Origin of the sequence: Marichromatium sp. AB32, assembly GCF_003718675.1 — a bacterium.
In the GTDB taxonomy this organism is placed as follows: Bacteria; Pseudomonadota; Gammaproteobacteria; order Chromatiales; family Chromatiaceae; genus Marichromatium; species Marichromatium gracile.
In genome coordinates, this window is sequence record NZ_RHFJ01000015.1 from 17,813 (window position 1) to 34,511 (window position 16,699).

The 16,699-nt window shown below is 69.2% G+C and carries 14 protein-coding genes and 1 tRNA gene; 6 read left to right on the forward strand and 9 right to left on the reverse strand.

What is annotated here, in order from left to right; all coding sequences use genetic code 11:
• Positions 1–13: 13 nt before the first annotated feature.
• Positions 14–1,030: a dihydroorotate dehydrogenase-like protein gene (locus EBL85_RS06735; RefSeq protein WP_123140310.1), complete on the forward strand. Its 1,017-nt coding sequence runs from the start codon at positions 14–16 to the stop codon at positions 1,028–1,030.
• Positions 1,031–1,033: 3 nt separating this feature from the next.
• On the opposite strand, the gene EBL85_RS06740 is transcribed toward EBL85_RS06735, so the two are convergent.
• Both EBL85_RS06740 and soxB read right to left on the reverse strand, forming a co-directional pair.
• The gene (locus EBL85_RS06740; RefSeq protein WP_123142488.1) at positions 1,034–2,542 is read right to left on the reverse strand and encodes a diguanylate cyclase domain-containing protein; all 1,509 of its coding nucleotides are present in this window, start codon (positions 2,540–2,542) and stop codon (positions 1,034–1,036) included.
• The gene (soxB, locus tag EBL85_RS06745) at positions 2,542–4,323 is read right to left on the reverse strand and encodes a thiosulfohydrolase SoxB (RefSeq protein ID WP_123142489.1); all 1,782 of its coding nucleotides are present in this window, start codon (positions 4,321–4,323) and stop codon (positions 2,542–2,544) included. The genes EBL85_RS06740 and soxB overlap by 1 nt, the downstream gene beginning before the upstream one ends.
• 334 nt (positions 4,324–4,657) lie before the next feature.
• Here soxB and soxX point away from each other — a divergent pair, with 334 nt between their 5' ends.
• The 5 genes from soxX to EBL85_RS06770 all read left to right on the forward strand — a co-directional run bounded on the left by soxX (position 4,658) and on the right by EBL85_RS06770 (position 7,339).
• On the forward strand, positions 4,658–5,038 hold the full coding sequence (gene soxX, locus EBL85_RS06750) for a sulfur oxidation c-type cytochrome SoxX (RefSeq protein ID WP_123142490.1): 381 nt from the start codon (positions 4,658–4,660) through the stop codon (positions 5,036–5,038).
• 41 nt (positions 5,039–5,079) lie between these two features.
• Complete coding sequence (gene soxA / locus EBL85_RS06755) at positions 5,080–5,919, forward strand: sulfur oxidation c-type cytochrome SoxA (RefSeq protein ID WP_123142491.1); 840 nt, start codon at positions 5,080–5,082, stop codon at positions 5,917–5,919.
• Positions 5,920–5,950: 31 nt separating this feature from the next.
• Positions 5,951–6,496: a hypothetical protein gene (locus EBL85_RS06760; RefSeq protein WP_123142492.1), complete on the forward strand. Its 546-nt coding sequence runs from the start codon at positions 5,951–5,953 to the stop codon at positions 6,494–6,496.
• Between the two features lie 15 nt (positions 6,497–6,511).
• Positions 6,512–7,183, forward strand: a complete 672-nt coding sequence (locus EBL85_RS06765) for a rhodanese-like domain-containing protein (protein ID WP_123142493.1) — start codon at positions 6,512–6,514, stop codon at positions 7,181–7,183.
• A 71-nt stretch (positions 7,184–7,254) separates the two neighbouring features.
• A tRNA-Leu gene (locus EBL85_RS06770) sits at positions 7,255–7,339 on the forward strand.
• 52 nt (positions 7,340–7,391) lie between these two features.
• Here EBL85_RS06770 and EBL85_RS06775 read toward each other — a convergent pair.
• The 7 genes from EBL85_RS06775 to EBL85_RS06805 form a co-directional block, all read right to left on the reverse strand.
• Positions 7,392–9,293, reverse strand: a complete 1,902-nt coding sequence (locus EBL85_RS06775) for an XrtA/PEP-CTERM system amidotransferase (protein WP_123142494.1) — start codon at positions 9,291–9,293, stop codon at positions 7,392–7,394.
• Positions 9,294–9,304: 11 nt separating this feature from the next.
• On the reverse strand, positions 9,305–10,465 hold the full coding sequence (locus tag EBL85_RS06780) for a TIGR03088 family PEP-CTERM/XrtA system glycosyltransferase (RefSeq protein WP_123142495.1): 1,161 nt from the start codon (positions 10,463–10,465) through the stop codon (positions 9,305–9,307).
• Positions 10,452–12,011, reverse strand: a complete 1,560-nt coding sequence (gene xrtA / locus EBL85_RS06785) for an exosortase A (RefSeq protein WP_123140319.1) — start codon at positions 12,009–12,011, stop codon at positions 10,452–10,454. The genes EBL85_RS06780 and xrtA overlap by 14 nt, the downstream gene beginning before the upstream one ends.
• Positions 12,008–13,210: a TIGR03087 family PEP-CTERM/XrtA system glycosyltransferase gene (locus EBL85_RS06790; RefSeq protein ID WP_123142496.1), complete on the reverse strand. Its 1,203-nt coding sequence runs from the start codon at positions 13,208–13,210 to the stop codon at positions 12,008–12,010. Before EBL85_RS06790 ends, xrtA begins: the two co-directional genes overlap by 4 nt.
• A gap of 15 nt (positions 13,211–13,225) precedes the next feature.
• Positions 13,226–14,305, reverse strand: a complete 1,080-nt coding sequence (locus tag EBL85_RS06795; protein WP_123142497.1) for a FemAB family XrtA/PEP-CTERM system-associated protein — start codon at positions 14,303–14,305, stop codon at positions 13,226–13,228.
• The gene (locus EBL85_RS06800; RefSeq protein ID WP_123140322.1) at positions 14,302–15,159 is read right to left on the reverse strand and encodes an XrtA system polysaccharide deacetylase; all 858 of its coding nucleotides are present in this window, start codon (positions 15,157–15,159) and stop codon (positions 14,302–14,304) included. The genes EBL85_RS06795 and EBL85_RS06800 overlap by 4 nt, the downstream gene beginning before the upstream one ends.
• 92 nt (positions 15,160–15,251) lie before the next feature.
• On the reverse strand, positions 15,252–16,697 hold the full coding sequence (locus EBL85_RS06805) for a TIGR03016 family PEP-CTERM system-associated outer membrane protein (RefSeq protein ID WP_123140323.1): 1,446 nt from the start codon (positions 16,695–16,697) through the stop codon (positions 15,252–15,254).
• Positions 16,698–16,699 lie beyond the last annotated feature (2 nt).

Consider the following 16,699-nt stretch of genomic DNA (forward strand, 5'->3'; position numbering starts at 1 on the left):
CACGGAGCCGATCATGGATCTAGCGACCAAGTATCTGGGTCTCGACCTCAGCAACCCCTTCGTCCCCTCCGCCTCGCCGCTCTCACGCAGCCTCGACCAGGCGCGCGCGCTCGAGGACCACGGCGCCTCGGCGATCATCCTCTGGTCGCTGTTCGAGGAGGCGGTCAGCGCCGAGTCCGAGGCCATGGTGCGCTTCCTCCACCACCAGGAGATCGGCTTCGCCGAGGCCGATGACGGCTTCCTGCCCGACTATCACGACTTCGACAGCCCGCTCGAGCAGTACCTGGCGCACATCGGCCGGCTCAAGGCGGCGCTCGACATCCCCGTCATCGCCAGCCTCAACGGCGTCACCCCCGGCGGCTGGATCGCCCATGCCGGCGAGATCGAGCGTGCCGGGGCCGACGCCCTGGAACTCAACGTCTACTATGTCGCCGGCGACATCGGTCAGGACGGCGCCACGGTCGAGGCACGCTATCTCGACCTGCTGCGCGACCTGCGCGCTCACGTCGCCATCCCCATCAACATGAAGCTCTCGCCGAGCTTCAGCTCGCTCGGCCACCTGATCGGTCAGCTCGCCGCCGCCGGGGCCAACGGGGTGGCGCTGTTCAACCGCTTCTATCAGCCCGACATCAACATCGACACCCTGCGCCTGCAGCCGAGCCTGCACCCCTCGACCTCGGCCGAGGCGCTGCTGGCGATGCGCTGGATCGCCCTGCTCCACGGTCGCTTCGAGGGCCTGTCGCTGGGCGCCACCGGCGGCGTGCACACCGCCGCGGACGCGATCAAGCTGCTGCTCGCCGGCGCCGACGTGGTACACCTGTGCAGCGCGCTGCTCGCCCACGGCCCGGCCTATCTCGGCGAGGTGATCGGCGGGGTGGAGCAGTGGATGGAGGAGCAGGGGTTCGAGTCGGTGGAGGACTTCCGCGGCCGGGTCAGCGCCCTGGCCGTGCCCAACCCGGCGGAGTTCGAGCGCGCCAACTACGTCAACGTGCTCGACAGCTACAGCGCCTCGCCCGGGGTCAGGCTGTGAGCCTCAGCCGGCGAGCGCGTGACGGCGCGGGGCGTCGTCGACCCCCGGGGTGAAGAAGCGATAGCGCCCCTTGCCGGCGAGCTTGGCCTGATACATCGCCTGATCGGCGCGGCGCAGCAGCAGATCCGGGGTGATCTCGTCGCCCTGCTTGAAGCAACTGACGCCGAGGCTGGCCGAGACCTGCACCAGGTGATCGGTGATCGGCATGGGGCGCGAGAGCGCCTCGAGCAGACGATCGAGCAGCGGCGCGAGTTCGGCGATCCCGCCCGGATCGAGCAGCACGGCGACGAACTCGTCACCGCCGAGCCGGGCGACGGTATCGCCCTCGCGCAACACCCCGCGCATCCGCACGGCGAGGCCGGCGAGCAGACGGTCGCCGGCCTCGTGACCGAGCCCGTCGTTGACCGCCTTGAAGCCGTCGAGGTCGAAATAGACCAGCGCCAGGGCGCCGCCACGTCGCTGCACCTGGGTCATCGCCTGCTCGAGCCGATCGAACAGCAGCGCGCGGTTGGGCAGCCCGGTGAGGCCGTCGTAGTGCGCCGCCTGTTCGAGCCTGCGCTGTTGCAGCTTGAGCGCGGTGATGTCGTGATAGAGCAGGACATAGTGCTGCAACGCGCCCGCCTCGTCGCCGACCGCGGTCATGGTGATCATCGCCACATAGCTCTCGCCGCCGCGTCGTCGGCCCCAGAACTCGCCCTCCCAGTGGCCCTGATCGGCCAGGGTCGTCCAGATCGCCTCGACGGTGACGGCATCGCTGCCACCGAGCAGCCCGGCGCCGGACTCGAGCACCGCCGGACGGCGACCGAGCAGGGTCTCGCGCGACTCGCCGGTGATCTCGACGAAGGCGGCATTCAGGTCGACGATGTCCCCCTGCGCGTCGGTGATGACGATGCCCTCGCGGGCATGGGTGAAGACGTTGGCGGCGAGCTGGCGCGCCTCCTCGGCACGGCGCCGCTCGGTGATGTCGCGCACGCTGACCAGTACGCCGTCGATCTCCGTACCCTGATCGCGGTAAGGGGCATAGATCACGTCGAGATAACAGCGCCCGGTGCTGGGCAGCTCGAACCAGGCCTGATAGTTGACCGTCTCGCCGGCCAGACAGCGCGCCAACCGCGGCGCCACCACGCGCTCGAAGGTCTCGTCGCCGAGCAGCTCGCGGGCCGAATGGCCGACGATGTCGTCATAGCGACGCTCGAAGATGCGCAGATACGACTCGTTGACCAGCAGATAGACAGCATTGCGGTCGATCAGCGAGATCGAGTCCTGGGTCGCCGAGACCACCTGACGATAGCGCCGCAACGCCTGCTCGGCGGCACGCCGTTGCACGACCTCACGACGCAGCCGCCGATTCCAGATCACGAAGGTCACCACCAGCAACAACAACGGTCCGATCAGCCACGCCGGCTCGATCAACCCCGCCACCGGCTCGGCGCTGGCCGCACTGCTCCAACCCACGGCCACCACCGCACTCGCCACGCGCCATACCGCGACGCGCCCACTGCCATCACGCACTAAACCTCTCCTGGATAATCGGCGATGCCGGGGTTGTCGGCGACGCCCTCGAGACGTGGGGTCTCGAGCCGGGCGATGTCGATCCGCTCGCGATCGCGCAGATAGGTCGCCACCGTCTCCCAGATCGGCTCGCCCTCGGCCTGGGCGCCGACGCTCGCCCAGCCGGCCACCACATAGCGCTTGTCGGCCTCGATGGGGGTGGCGTCGGCGAGACGCAGCGACCGGATCCGCGAGCCGATCGCCGCGCCGGGCTCGCAGACATAGTCGAGCCCGCCGCTACGCACCATGTCGCCACCCTGCTGAACATAGGGATCGGGGTTGAAGAGGTTGTCGCAGACGTCCTCGAGGATGGCCTTGAGCTCGGCGCCGGTCATCTCGCGCCGATAGGTCTCGGGGTAGGTGATGCAGGTCTGGTCGAGCACGTGTTCCATGGTGATGGTCTGGCCCGGCAGCAGGGTGGTCCCCCAGCGGAACCCGGGCGAGAGGGCGATCTCGGCGTCCTTGACCGTGCGCAGCGCATCGCAGATGAGCTGGTCGAAGGTGCCGTTGAAGTTGCCGCGACGATACAGCGTCTGCCCGGCCACCGCCAGGGGCTCTTCGAGGCGCGCGCGATAGGGTGCACGCACCCCGGCGATATAGTCGGTCATCTCCGGATCGGGCGCGATCAGGTCGGAGAACACCGGCAGCAGCCGATAGCGGAAGTCGCGCAGCCCCCCCGGGCCGACATCGAGGTCCATCACCCCGAGGAACTTGCCGTTGGAGCCGGCGTTGGTCACCAGGGTGCGCCCGCCCGGGTTGTCGACCACCTGCGGCGCGGGCACGCCGTCGTGGGTGTGACCGCCGAGGATCAGATCGATGCCGCGCACCCGCGAGGCGAGCTTGAGATCGACGTCCATGCCGTTGTGCGAGAGCAGCACCACCAGCGCCGGGCGCTCGCGCTCACGCACCCGATCGACGATCTCCTGCAGCCGCCCCTCCTGGATGCCGAAGGTCCAGTCGGGGATGAATCGGCTCGGGTTGGCGATCGGGGTATAGGGGAAGGCCTGGCCGATCACCGCCACCCGCACCCCGCCGGCCTCGCGGATCACATAGGGGTCGAAGGCCAGCCCGAGGTCCTCGTCGAAGCCGGCGAAGTCCTCGAAGCGATAGTCGAACAGCGCCTCCTCGCGCACCTTGACGTTCTGCGCGACGAAGTCGCCGGCGAAGGCGGCGATGTTGTCGATCACCTCGGCATCGCGATAGGTGAACTCCCAGTGCCCGGTCATCACGTCGACGCCGAGCAGGTTGCAGGCGCCGACCATGTCGCGCCCACGGGTCCAGTAAGCCGTCCCCGAGCCCTGCCAGGTGTCGCCGCCGTCGAGCAGCAGGGTGGCCTCGCGCCCACGCTCGGCGCGCAGCCGCTCGACCAGGGTACGCAGCTGGGCAAAGCCGCCGACCCGGCCGAAGCGCTCGGCCTGCTCGGCATAGTCGAGATAGGTCAGCGCATGGGCCTCGAGCCCCCCCGGTGCGACCCCGAAGTGATCGAGCAGCGCCTGCCCGACCAGGTGCGGCGCTCGCCCACGCGCCGCCCCCAGCCCGAGGTTGACGTTGGGCTCGCGGTAGTAGACCGGGTTGAGCTGGGCATGGGTGTCGGTGATGTGGAGCAGCCGGAGGTTGCCGAAGACCGGCAGGTCGTAGGGATCGGCGGGGATGCGCCGCGCGGCGCGGGCGCTGAGCGGGAGCATGCCGGCGGCGCCCGCGAGGGCGAGCAGGCGCACGAAGTCACGTCGCGACAGGGTCATCGGGGATGTCCTCCTGCTGGGTTCTCTCGGGCTCGGCATCGGGCCGTGCGGACTAACAAGACAAAGAAATCGGCGCTCCCGCCACGATTGCAAGACACCCCGCGACGACATCGAAGGTGTCACGACGAGATTGAAAACACCGGTCGTCACCTTCACTTTCGGCGCACGGGGCGGCGCACACAATAACCATAGAAGACATCCGGTACCGTTCGACCCGGCGCGCACCGCTCCACGATGCGCGCGACACCACCGACGCTCGACCGGATCGCCGACGATCACGCCCCTGGCCGCCCCAGACCACCACCGTCACCAACGGAGATCCAGGAGGCCCCGCATGAGCTCGTCCCCGCACCCCAGGCTGGTGCTGACCGCACTCTCGCTCACCCTGGCGCTCGGCACCGCGCCGACGCGCGCCGAGATGCCCTCCGACCTCGCGCTCGAGGGCGACATCGAGGCCGGGCGCATCGTCGCCACCACGCGCGCCAAGGGCAATTGCGTCGCCTGCCACGTGATCGCCGGCGCCGAGAGCCCTGGCGCCATCGGCCCGATACTGATCGCCATGCAGACCCGCTACCCGAGCAAACGCGCGCTCGCCGAACAGATCTGGGACCCCACGGCGCAGAACCCCGAGGTGGTGATGCCGCCCTTCGGCAAGCACGAGATCCTCACCGAGCGGGAATTCGCCGATGTGGTCGAGTTCGTCTGGTCGCTATAGAGGATCACGGCACCGCAGCCACCCGACACGGAGGAGCACGCATGACAGCCAAGACCAGCCATCGCGCCCTGGCGCTGCTCGCCGGCGCACTGCTCGCCGCCCCGGTCGCGGCCGGTCCCGAGGAGGACCGCGCCGCCTTCCAGCAGTATTTCGAGACCCGCTTCCCCGCCATCGCCACCGAGGACTTCATCAACGGCGCCTACGCGCTCGACCCGGTCGGGCGCGAGAACTGGGAGGCGATCGAGGAGTTCCCCCCCTACGAGACCGCCCTCAGCAAGGGCGAGGAGATGTGGAACACCCCCTTCGCCAACGGCCAGGGCTATGCCGACTGCTTCCCCGACGGGCCGGCGATCGCCGGGCGCTATCCGCACTGGGACCGCGAGCGCGGCATGGTGATCACCCTGCCGCTGGCGCTCAACGACTGCCGCGCGGCCAACGACGAGCCACCGCTGAAGTACAAGAAAGGCCCGATCGCCGACCTGGTCGCCTACATCGCCTTCGCCTCGCGCGGCCAGATCACCGCCGTCGAGATCCCCGAGGACGACCCCCGCGCGCTGGCCGCCTACGAACAGGGCAGACAGTTCTATTTCGCCCGTCGCGGCCAGCTCAACTTCGCCTGCAGCCACTGCCATATGGGCAATTCGGGCACCACGCTGCGCACCGAGATCCTCAGTCCCGCCTACGGCCACACCACCCATTTCCCGGTCTATCGCTCCAAGTGGGGCGAGATGGGCACCCTGCACCGCCGCTTCAGCGGCTGCAACGAGCAGGTCCGCGCCAAGGCCTTCCCCGCCCAGGGCGAGGAATATCGCAACCTGGAGTTCTTCATGACCTACATGAACAACGGTCTGCCGCTCAACGGCCCGGGTGCGCGCAAATGATCCCGGCCCACGCACCAGAGGAGATGACGGCATGACGCCATTTCGCACCCGCGCCCGCTTCACCCTCGTTCTGGCGCTCACCACACTGATGATCGCACCCGCCTGGGCCACCCACCGCAGCGAGGCCGAGGCGGCGATCGCCGCGGCGCGCGCCGCTCACGAACGCGCCGTCGAGGCCGGGGCCGAGGTCGACGAGACCGCGGCGCTGATCGAACGCGCGGCGGGGCTGCTGCCCTCGCGCCAATACACCAAGGCGGTGCGGATCGCCGAGCAGGCGATCGCCCAGGACACCCATGCCTACGAACAGGCGCAACGCGACGAGACCGAGCCCGGCGCCGCCGCAGCCGAGGCGGCGATCGCCGCGGCCGAGGCCGCACGCGCGCGCGCCGACGCGGTCGGCGGCGAGTGGCGCGACACCGCCAAACTGATCGCCGAGGCGCAGGGACTGGCCCGCGCCGGTGACTTTGAGGCCGCCATCGCGCTCGCCGAACGCGCCCGCCGCCAGGGCGAACTCGGTCACGCGCAGGCGCTGCGCGAGCGCGACGCCGACTTCCCCGACTATATCCGCCAACCCTGAGCCCAGGAGACCTCCATGCACGCGAACAGCACCCTGATCCTGGTCGCGCTGACCGGCGCGCTCGGCGTCGCCACCGCCGCACCGGCCGCCGAGAACCGGATCTCCCCCGAGATCGAATCGGTCACCGTCACCCACCAGGGCGAGAGCGTCACCATCGCCCGCGGTCACGACCGCGACGCGACCCTGCCCGAGGCGTTCCAGAAGACAGATCGCGGCTGCCCGCCCTTCTGCGTCCAGCCGATGGTCGCCGTCCCCGGCGTCGAGACCATCGGCGAGCTGGAGCTGCTCGACTATCTCAAGCGTATCGAGCAGGGCGACGACAACATCCTGGTGGTCGACTCGCGCACCCCGGACTGGGTACTGCGCGGCACCATCCCGGGATCGGTCAACATCCCCTGGAACACCATCAGCCGCGACAACGCCGGCACCTTCGAGACCCCCACCGAGGCCGACACCTTCCGCCACGTGTTGGCCGACACCTTCGCCGCCGAACCACTGGCCGGGGACGGCTGGGACTTCGGCGAGGCCAAGACCCTGGTGCTGTTCTGCAACGGCATCTGGTGCCCGCAGTCGACCGCCAACATCAAGAACCTGGTCGAGATCGGCTATCCGCTGCACAAGCTCAAGTGGTATCGCGGCGGGATGCAGGACTGGGTGAGCGTCGGCCTGACCACGGTCACGCCCTGAACGACACGGGCGCCGATGGCGATCGGCGCCCGTTTAATCTCGCGGTGGATTCGGTATAGAATGATGCGCTTGCGCGGGTGGCGGAATTGGTAGACGCGCTGGATTTAGGTTCCAGTGGAGCAATCCGTGGGGGTTCAAGTCCCCCCTCGCGCACCAGCCTCCCTCCTCTCTTCCTTGTCCCACCGGCGATGGCCGACCGGGATCTCCCTCAGCCCTCGCCGTCGATCACCCGCCGGTGGAATGCGGCGAACATGAACAGGCTCCAGATCGCCGGACTGAACTCGCGCATCCCCGACTGATGCTGGTCGACGATCCAGGCGAGCTGCTTGCTGTCGAACAGCCCGGTGTCGGCGAGCCGGTCGCCGAGCAGGGTCTCGCGCACCTGCTCGCGCAGCGGCCCGCGGAACCAGGCCGAGAGCGGCACCGCGAAGCCCATCTTCGGACGATAGAGGATCTCCGGGTCGAGATGGCGCTCGAGCGCGCGCTTGAACACATACTTGCCCTCGCGCCCGGAGAGCTTGAGGCCGGGGGCGAGCCCGGCGCTCCACTCGAGCAGCTGGTGGTCGAGGATCGGCACCCGCACCTCCAGCCCGTGGGCCATGCTGGCGCGATCGACCTTGGTGAGGATGTCGCCGGGGAGATAGGTCTTGAGGTCGAGATACTGCACCCGCGAGAGCGGATGATCAGGGGCGCGTTCGGCATGACGACGCAGCACCTCGACGGCGCGATAGCCCTGTAACTCGCGCCTGAAATCGGCCGAGAACAGCGACTGACGCAGCCCGTCGCCAAGGATCGAGACGCTCTCGAAATAGCCCTCGAGCGAGTCGCGCGCCAGCGCCTGGAAGGTCGACTTGGCGCGCAGCACCTTGGGCGCCCAGTCGGCCTTGGGATAGACCCGCCCGAGCAGCCCGAACAGCGGCCCGCGCATCCCCTGCGGCAACAACCGCCGCAGCCGTTCCTCGTAGAGATGCCAGCGATAGCGGCGATAGCCGGCGAGGCTCTCGTCGCCGCCGTCACCGGAGAGACAGACGGTCACGCGCTTGCGCGCCAGCTCGCAGACACGATAGGTCGGCAGCGCCGAGCTGTCGGCATAGGGCTCGTCGTAGAGCGCCGAGAGCCGTTCGAGCAGGGCGAAATCGTCGGGGTCGACCGATTCGACCAGGTGCCGGGTGGCGAAGCGCCCGGCCACCTGCTCGGCATAGCGCGACTCGTTGTAGCGCGGATCGCCGAAGGAGATCGAGCAGGTGTTGACCGGCTGCTCGGAGAGCCCGGCCATCATCGCCACCACCGCGCTGGAGTCGACCCCGCCGGAGAGGAAGGCACCGAGCGGCACCTCGGAGATCAGACGGATACGCACCGCCTCGCGCAGCCGCTCGATGAGCTCCTCGCCGGCGCCGTCGAGATCGCGCACGCCGTTGTCGGCGAAATCCAGGTCCCAGTAGCGGCGCGGCTGCGGCGGCGCCGTGCGGCCCCGGCGCAGGGTCAGGGTATGACCGGGTTCGAGCTTGCGCACCGCGCCGAAGATGGTGCGTGGATCGGGGATGTAGCCGAAGCCGAAGTATTCCTCGATCGCCTGGGGGTCGAGCGCGCGCGGCAGCGTCGGGTCGACCAGCAGCGCCTTCAGCTCGGAGCCGAACAGCAGCCGGCCGTCGTCGAGCAGCGCGTAGTGCAGCGGCTTGATGCCGAGCCGGTCACGGGCGAGGAACAGGGTCTCGCGTCCGCGATCCCAGATGGCGAAGGCGAACATGCCGCGAAAGCGCTCGACACAGGCCTCGCCCCAGGCCTCCCAGGCATGGACGATCACCTCGGTGTCGCTGTGGGTGCGGAAGCGGTGCCCGGCGGCGCGCAGCTCGGCGGCCAGTTCCTGGAAGTTGTAGATCTCGCCGTTGAAGACCACGGCGACGGTCTCGTCCTCGTTGAACAGCGGCTGGTGCCCGCCGGAGAGGTCGATGATCGACAGACGTCGGTGCGCCAGCCCCACCCCGGGCTCGATGTGGACCCCGCCGTCGTCCGGGCCGCGATGATGCTGCGCCTCATTCATCCGCCCGAGCAGCTCGGGGTCGATCGGCCCCGGCCCCCGGGTGTCGAAGATGCCTGCGATTCCGCACATGATGGACTGTCCTACTCCCCCGGCCCCGCGAGGAGCCCGTCATAGACCTCGAGATAACGCGCGACCATGGTGCCGAGGCCGAACTCGGCCTCGATCCGTGAGCGCGCCGCCGCGCCCTGGGTACGCGCCAGCGCCGGGTCGGCGAGATAGCCCCGCAGCGCGGCGGCAAGTGCCTGGGTGTCGTCGCGCGGCACCAGGGCGCCGGTCTCCCCGGCCACCACCAGCTCGCCGTTGCCGCCGACCTCGGTCGCCACCACCGCCAGCCCCGAGGCCATCGCCTCGAGGATGGTGTTGGAGATGCCCTCGCCGAGCGAGGGCAGCACGAACAGATCGAGCGCGCGCAGACAGGCCGGCACGTCGTCGCGACTGCCGGCGAACCACACCTGGGCGCCGAGCCCGGCGGCATCGACCAGGGCGCCGAGCCGGGTGCGCTGCGAGCCGTCGCCGATCAGCACCAGCCGCAACCGCGCGCCGCGCGCCGGGTCCTCGCGCACCAGGGCGATGAAGGCACGCACCAGGGTGGCCTGATCCTTCACCGGCTCGAGCCGCCCGACGGTGCCGATGACGAGGTCATCCGGTCCGGCGAAGCCCGCGGGCAGGACCGCGCGCGGCTCCTCGTCGGGCCGCGCGGGGCGGAAGCGCTGCTCGTCGACCCCGTTGCGGATGGTGTGGATGCGTTCGGGCGCGACCCCGATATCCACGCGCAGATACTCGGCCAGCTCGCGCGAGAGCGGGATGTAGGCCTCGACCAGCGGACGGAAGGCACGGCGCAGCCAGCGATACCGGCGGCGGGTGTTGTCGAGGTCGTGGACGTCACGCCCGTGCTCGCCGTGGACGCGGTGCGCCACCCCGGCCAATCGCGCCGGGAGCTGCATCTCCAGGGTGGCGAGGTTACGGGTATGGACGATCGCCGGGCGCAGCCGCCGCAGCGCGCGCCACATCCGCAGATAGAGCCCGAGGTCCTGCCCCGGGCGCTTGGCGAGGTCGTGGACCTCGACCGGTCGCTCGATGCGCGCGCGGAAGTCAGGATCCACGCCCTCGAGGGCGAGGATCGCATGACGATAGCGCCCCTCCGGGGTGCGGTTGATCAGGTTGACCAGTCCGTTCTCCAGCCCGCCGACGGCGAGCCGGTGGATGACATGGACGATCAGCGGCGGATTATTCTCGGCCATCATGGACTCCGGCGGCGGGACGACTGGGGGCATCGAGCAGGGCGTCGAGCGCGGGGCGCAACCGCTCGGCCAGGGCACGCAACCGCGCGCGCGCGGCCTGCGGATCGAGTCCGAGCGGGGTGTAGATCACCACCCCGGCCTCGTGACGCCCGCGCCCCTGGAGCAGCGCCAGCGCCTCATGAAGCTTGGCCAGGTAGTCGTTGGCGAGATGCGCGCCGTCGATCCAGTACCAGTGCCACACCAGCAGGGTCTGCTCGGGGGTCCGTACCCGCGACTCGATCAGCCCCAGCGAGCCACCGGCAAGGTCCTCGCGACGCGGCGCCTGCTGCGGCATCTTCCACCTCGGGTGCTTCTGCGCGACCAGCACGTTCTGCGAGTTGACCAGCTCGCCGCCCTCGCCGGCATAACCGGCGAGATAGAACCCGACGGGCTCGCCATCGCGGACGAAGACCTGCTCCAGGGTGGCGCTCGCGCCGAGATAGGTCGGGCGCCACTCGGTGAAGGCCGCGCCCGTCGTCCAGCCGGCGGGGGCCGCGAGCGGCGCGAGCGCGAGCGGCTGAATCGCGCGCGGGCGCTCGAGGTCGGCGGCGAGCGCCGGCCAGGCGAGCAGCAACGCCAGCCCGAGCGCGGGCAGCGCGTGTCCGCCACGCCGCCGCGCGCCCCGCCGATCGGCGGTGGAGGACACCGTCGGCGTCTCTGGCTCGGCGCGCGGCGGCTCGCGCCACAGCCCGCCGATGAGAAAGAGCACGAACATCACCAGCCCGAAGAACACCCAGCCGTAGATCAGGTGATCGACGCCGACGGCCAGGCGCATGTCGCTGAGGTGGGCGATGATCACGATCAGATAGGCGCGCAACCCGTTGGCGAGCAGCGGCACCACCGCCGCCAGGACGATGAAGGCAAGCCGGCGCCAGGGCGAGCGATAGCTGAGATAGGCGTAGATCACCCCGAGGAAGAGCGAGGCGATCAGATAGCGCACCCCGCTGCAGCCCTCCACCACCGACCAGTCACCGCTGGGGATGCTGAAGAAGGTGCCGTCCCAGAACACCGGGATGCCGGTCAGGCGCAGCAGGTTGACGGTGAAGGCGGCGGTGAACTCCATCAGCGGGTAGATCAACCCCTCGCCCATGGGCACCGCAAACAGCAGGAAGGCGAGCGGAAAGGCCAGACGCCACAGCATCGTCCGGCCGAGCACCAGCCCGATCAGCGCCCAGCTCAGCCCGACCAGCGCCAGCTGCTCGATCACCGCCACCTCGGTGAGCCGCGCCAGCAGCCACACCAGCCCCCCGGCGGCGATCGCCAGCAGCGCCAGCGGCTCGCCGCGCAGCACCACCCCGCGCAGCCCGGCGCGCTCGCGCCAGATCATGAACAACACCGCCGGCAGCACCAGGAAGCCGTGGGTGAAGGTCTCCGAGCGCGTCCAGATCTCGATCATCCCGGCAACCGTCGGCCAGAAGGCGGCGAGCAGCACGAGCAGCAGCAGCGCAAGCCAGATCAGCCGCGCCCGCGGCGAGAGCGGTCGGGACAACCAGTCGACTCGACTCATGATCCACCCTCCAACAGCTCGACCAGCCTGGGCAGGGTCGCCTCCCAGGCGAAATGGCGCTCGACCAGCGCCCGACCCTGTGCGCCCATCGGGTCATCGGACGTCGCCAGCGCGGCGAGACACTCGGCGGCGAAGGGCTCGACTGCCTCGGCCACCCGGGCCTCGCGCCCCGGGGCCGCCGGGATCCCCTCCAGCGCCTGCGGGGTGGCGATGACCGGACGCGCCATCGCCATCGCCTCGAGCACCTTGTTCTGGATACCGCGGGCGATGTGCAGCGGCACCACCGCCGCGGCGGCATGTTGCAGATAGGGTCGCACGTCGGGCACCGCGCCGGTGACCACAACGCCGGGCAGCCGCCCGAGCTGGCGCACCGCGCGGGTCGGATTCATCCCCACCACCCAGAACTCGGCATCGGCCCGACGTGCGCGGATCCGCGGCAGCACCTGCTCGGCGAACCAGGCCGCGCCCTGGGCATTGGCCCAGTAGTCCATGGCGCCGGTGAAGACCAGCCTGGGGGCGAGGTCCGGATAGGGCGATGGCGTCCCGGGAGCCACGGCGAAGTGCGCGGTGTCGACACCATTGCCGACCACCTCGACCCGCGCCGAGGCGTCATCGAGCCGCTCACGAAAGAGCGCCGCCTCGGCCTCGGAGACCAGCGTCGAGGCATCACAGGCGGTGGCCAGGCGACGCTCGAACGCGCCCAGTCGCCGCGCCTCGCGGGCATAGACCCAGCGCATCGGCGGCGGACTCTCGGCGGCGTACTGGCGCCATTTCTCCGAGTCGACATCGACCAGGTCGATCACCCGGCGCAGATCGGCGCAGGCCGGATCGAACAGGTACTGGCCCATCGATGAGGAGAAGGCGAGCACGCGACCGATGGCATGACGCGCGCGGGTCTCGCGCAGCCAGCGCCGCAGCGCGCGATCGCGGTAATAGGTGAGCGTCAACGGCTCGCCGCCGAGCAGCCCGCGCAGGCTCAGGAGCTTGTCGCGGCGCGGATCGAGGGTACCGAACCAGCTGCTCGCGCAGCACTCGGCGACACGCGCGCGATGGACGCGGTCCTCGGGCTGGTCGATGAAGGTCGCCAGGTGCACCCGATAGTGCTCGCTGAGGAAGCGCAGCAGGTGAAAGGAACGGATCTTGTCGCCCTTGTTCGGTGGATAGGGGATGCGGTGGACCAGAAACAGCAGATCATCCATGTCCGGGTGTGGTCCTCAGCCGAGATTCCTGGCCAGCAGCGGGCCGATGAGCTGGCTCAGCGGCAGCGGCAGCCGCTTCCAGGCCGCGATGAAGAGCCGATACTTGGGGTTGAGCGGGTTGACGTCGGGCAGCTCGCTGGCACGCACCAGCCGATAGGCATAGTGCAGCGGCTCGGGCTCGAAGCCCCAGTTGCGCTTGAAGTCGAAGGCCCCGGTGCCGCGCTTGCTGCGCCCGAAGTCGAAGGTACGCGCGCCGTCGACGCAGGCCCGGCGCATCACCTCCCAGTACATGAAGTCGTTGGCCTTGAGCGCGCGCGCCGCCTGGGTGCCGCCGCCATAGTAGGGCAGCACCTCGTCGCGGAAGCGAAAGCTCATCACCCCGGAGACCAGCGCGCCCTGGTGCTCGACCAGCAGCACCTCGCAATCATCGCCGAAGACCTGCTTGAGCACGCGAAAATAACGACGCGGGAACACCGGGGTGCCGAGGTTGCGCACGCTCTCGCTGTAGACCCGATAGAGAGCATCGACGCCCTCGTCGAAGCGGCTCGACAGCCCCGCCTTGATCCCCTTGCGCACCATCGCCCGCTGCTTGCGCGGGATCTGTTGCAGGTTGCGCTCGGGGTCGGGATCGATCGCTCGACGGAAGGTGGCATAGAGCGCCTTGCCCGGCCACTCCGGGTGATGCGGCTCGCGCTCGCGCAGCTCCAGGTGCCCCACCCCGGCGGTCTCGGCGAGCCGGCAGGCCTCGGCCTCGAGCAGCCCGCGGACCTCCGGGTCGTCGGCGACCGCGCCGCCGTAGACACAAAAAGGGGTGGAGATCAGCGCGCGCCCGAACAACAGGCTGCGGATCTCGCCGAGCGGCAGGATGCCGCACAGCTCGCCGTCACGCTCGGCGTACAGGAAGGGCGCACGATGACCGAGCCCCTGCTCGAGCACCTGCTTCCAGCCGGCGCGGTGGAAGAAGGTCGCCTCGGGGTGACGGTCGACGAAGGCGTCCCAGCGGGCGAGATCGGCGTCCGTCTCGAGTCGGGCGATACGGATTGCGGCGGTTGACGTGTCCGGGTCGGCGGGGGCGGTCGATGGCGAGTCCATCATCGGCGAACAGACACTCCTTGCGGTTCGAGAAAGACCTGGTCCATGCGTCCCCAGTGAAAATCCTGGAGCAGGCGCTCGAGCCGCGCCTCGGTGCGTGCCAGGTTGAGATAGTGACGCACCCGGGTACGCGGCGGGAGACCGCCGACACGGGGCTGGTCGGGGTCGATCTCCCAGGGGTGGAAGTAGAAGATCGCGGCGGCCCCCTCGCGACGGTTGATCCGTCGGATCGCCTGGCGCGAGAGCGCGTAGGGATAGAGTCTGAAGAAACCACCGCCGCCACTGGGCAGGCGGCGCCCGAGGAGCGTGCTGGTGGTGATCGGGATCTCGACGAAGTCCTCGACCCCGGCGAGCGGTCGGTAGGCAAAGCGCGGCGCCTCGGGGATGCCGTAGAGATCATGACGTACCGGGTAGACGCTGGAGCTGTAGCGGTAGCCGCAGTCGTACAGCGTCTCGTGCGCCCAGCGCTGGTTGTCGCGATCGATCGAGTAGCTGGCCGCGCGATAGCCACGGACCTCGACCCCGCCGATGTCCTCGAGCAGCGCCTTGCTGCGGCGCACATCCTCGCGAAAGGACGTCGGCGTCTGCTGGGTGACGCGCACATGGGCCAACCCATGACAGGCCAGCTCGTGCCCGGCGGCGACCAGCTCGCGCACCACCCGGGGATGGCGCTCGGCGATCCAGCCGAGGGTGAAGAAGGTCGCGCGGGTGGCGTGACGCTCGAGCAGCTCGAGGATTCGATCCATGTTGCGCTCGATCCGGCAGGGAATCTGCTCCCAGTCGGTGCGAGCGATGTGACGCTCGAAGGCGGAGACCTGGAAGTAATCCTCCACGTCGATGGTCATGGCGTTCAGCATGGCTGACGGACTCGCGACAGGGCTCTGCCCCGGACGCCGCTCCGGCGCCGGACGCATGCGAAGGGATGGGGACGGGACGGCATCCAGCACGTTCAGTCCGACCAGCTGGTGACCAGGCCCAGGGTCACGCGGTTCTCGGTGATGTCATCGGAGCTGCTCAACCGATACTGCAGCGCCACCCGGGTGTTGGTGCCGACGCGCCGGCTCAGTCCGGCATCGAGGGTGTATTCGTCGCGCTCGTCACTGCCATCGGTCACGCTGGTCTGGTCGAGCTCGCTCCGGCTCCAGCCGAGGGTGAGGTTGGAGCGGGTCAGGCCGGAGAGTTGCCGACTCCAGAACAGCCGGGCGCGCATCGTCGACTGATCCTCCGCGGTGGCCTCGTACTCGCGCAGCACATAGCCGAGCGAGGCCCCCAGGGTGCTGCGTCGGGTCTGCAGGGTGTAGCTGGTCTCGAAGGTGTTGCTGATATAGGTTCCGGTGGTCGGTGCCGCGGTGTCGTCGGTGACCTCGAAGGGTGCGGTCACCTCGGGGACGGTCGGATCGCCGAAGACGTCCTCGAACGCGAAGACCTCCGAATCGAGACGATCGCCCCGCGCACTGGAGACATCGCGAGCATAGCTCGCGCGCCACATCGAGCGCTTGCTGCGATGGGAGAAGTCGAGCACCGGCGTCATGCCGAAATAGCGGTGACCGACACCGACCCGCAGCGAGGTCCGAGGCGTCGGCGTCCAGGTGGTCGACAGCTCCCAACCGGCCCCACTGGTGCCATCACGCGAGGTGTAGTCGTTGTCCTCGTAGAGCAGGGTGGCGTCGAGGCGCCAGCGCCGCGAGAGCTGGTTGCCGAGCAGAAAGCTGGCATCGGAATAGGTATCCGAGGGCACCTCGTCGTCCTGGTAGTCGATCTGCTCGGAAGAGATCAACAGGGCCCAGTTGGTGGTGCCGAAGGCCGGACCACTGCGCAGCTCGATCGAGCCATCGTAGCCGATGCTGTCACTGCCCTCGTCGGAGTAGAAGACCCCGTTGTTGGAGAAGCGCGCGGTCAGCTCCGCACGACGACCGAAGCGCTCGTAATAAGAAGGCGAGATCTCGTAGGTGTAACTGGTCTGGAGGTTATCGGAGCGGTTGGTGGCATCGCCGCTGGTCGGACCAAGTGGGTCGATCAACTCCTGGCGCGCAGTCGTCTTGGCATCGACGAACAGCCGCTCCCTGAGCAGCTCGACCCGGCCGTTGCCCTGCAGGCGGTGATTGGCCCGGTCGCCGCTGTCCGAACTGAGATAGTTGAGGTACTGCAGCGAATAGGCGAGATCGAGTTCGGCGCGCCCTCCCTTGCCTGAGACCACGAAGCCCGGGGTCAGCTCGACATAGAAGTCGCTGCCCTGATCCTCCTCGGAGAGCGAGAGGTTGTCGGTATAGACCCCGTTGACGCTGAGCTGACGCGACAGCCGCCAGTCCGCGCCCCAGGCGGCGCCCCAGATCAGGGGCGCGGTCGCACACAGGCACAACGACACCAGATGACGATGCCGCGCGGGCTTCAGCATGA